This window comes from Nocardia sp. NPDC049526 (assembly GCF_044465765.1).
Lineage (GTDB): Bacteria > Actinomycetota > Actinomycetes > Mycobacteriales > Mycobacteriaceae > Nocardia.
On the sequence record NZ_JBITMA010000039.1, the window covers coordinates 1 to 1,715 of the forward strand.

The 1,715-nt window shown below is 65.1% G+C and carries 1 protein-coding gene; it reads left to right on the top strand.

Annotated features, from left to right (window positions below; genetic code table 11):
- Window positions 1-436 precede the first annotated feature (436 nt).
- Complete coding sequence (locus tag ACIBW7_RS43040; protein ID WP_397056925.1) at window positions 437-1,381, top strand: NAD(P)-dependent alcohol dehydrogenase; 945 nt, start codon at window positions 437-439, stop codon at window positions 1,379-1,381.
- The last annotated feature ends 334 nt before the right edge of the window (window positions 1,382-1,715 follow it).

A 1,715-nucleotide genomic window follows, 5' to 3' on the forward strand; every position in this document is an offset into this window, starting at 1 on the left:
CCAGGAGAAAGCACATCCCGCTGCGTCACCGGACTTCCTGTGCTGCAGTCGATCTCTCTACGAGTTCGTAAGTCGTTGCGATGAAGGTGGAGGCGTATTCCTTTGCGCCGCTGGGTTTTCCAGTAGTCGGTGAGGGCGGGATCATCCCATCGGCAGGGCCCTCTTTACGGACATCGACGAAGGTTCACGCGATTCACCCGTCCGGCCTGCCCCTGACAACCGAAACCGAATTCGGCCCTCCTATCTGCGAGTTCCCTCGCATCGTGCGGTTTCGTGTCGCAACGGCAATACAGGACGTTGCTGGTGTGCGGGAGTGGGTTCGGCGAGTCGTGGGATGTCAACGCACAGTTCGTCGGTCGCGGGGCGGGCAGCCAACTAGAGTATGGCGTGTGTCAGGCTGTCGCTCGATCCTCAGTGTCGGCATCGCATGAGGGCCATGGTGTATGACCGCTACGGCGGCCCTGAGGTGCTGTCGCTCGCGGAAGTCCCGGTACCTTCCCCGGGGCCGAAACAAGTGCTCGTCCAGGTGCACGCGACGTCGGTCAACCTCTCCGATTGGGAGACCCTGCGGGGGACACCGCTGTATTCGCGGATCGGCGGGCTCCGGGCACCCGGACGCCCCGTTCTGGGATCCGACATCGCTGGACGGGTCGAGGCGGTTGGCTCCGAGGTCACTTTGTTCGCGCCGGGTGAGGAGGTCTACGGCGACAATCTCACGCTCAAGGGCGGGTTCGCGGAATATGCCGTGGCTCCCGAATCAGCGCTGGCCCGCAAACCTGCGTCGCTGAGCTTCGCCGAGGCGTCGACCCTGCCGCAAGCCGGGGCGATCGCACTGCAGGGCACGGCCGGTATCACCGCCGGTATGTCGGTGTTGATCAACGGCGCGGGCGGGGGCTCGGGAGCGTTTGCGATCCAGTTGGCCAAAAGCGCAGGCGCGCACGTGACCGGGGTGGACAACGCCGCCAAACTCGCGTTCATGCGCACGCTCGGCGCCGACGAGGTCATCGACTATCGCGCCGAGGACTTCACCCGCACCGGGCCGTACGACCGGGTACTCGATCTCGTCGCCCACCGATCGATCTTCGCGTATCGCAGGTCGGTCGCACGCGGCGGCCGCTACCGCTGCGTCGGCGGCACCACACGCGCGTTGCTGCGGATGACGACGGTCGGCGTGGTCGCCGGGATGGTGACCGGCCGCGGGCTCGGGGTCCTCGCGGTGAAGGAAGGGCCCGCGCACTTCACACCCCTAGCGGAGTTGTGTGTCGCGGGCCGAATCGCTATCCACACCGACCGCAGTTTCACGCTCGACGAGACCGCGGCCGCGCTGGCCCATGTCGGCGCGGGCCGCGCCCTCGGCAAAGTGGTGGTCGAGATCCGCTGATCGGCACCACCAATGCTGAGCCCGCAGGCATACAGTGTGCTCGCTGTAATGGGTGCCTTCGATATGCTCCAGCGCCGATCCGATCGCGCCCAGCACTTGGTGCGGCGTGGTCGTGTGGCGCACATACCGGGCCGCCGGCCGGGCACCGGCACGGTGAAAGTCCTTCTCCCACAGTCGGAGTTATCGCCCGGGCGTTGACACATTTTCAAAGTTCAGGCGTGCTCCACCATACCGAAACGCGAGCTTGATACTCTACATGTCGCGAATTGAAATCCATTGCAAGCCAGTACAACTGGGGGCAATGCGCGATTGACTCGATCCATCGCAGACCCAC

Excerpts from the sequence above, each read along its gene's own strand:
- ACIBW7_RS43040 (WP_397056925.1), top strand. The coding sequence starts at position 437 with ATGGTGTATGACCGCTACGGCGGCCCTGAGGTGCTGTCGCTCGCGGAA.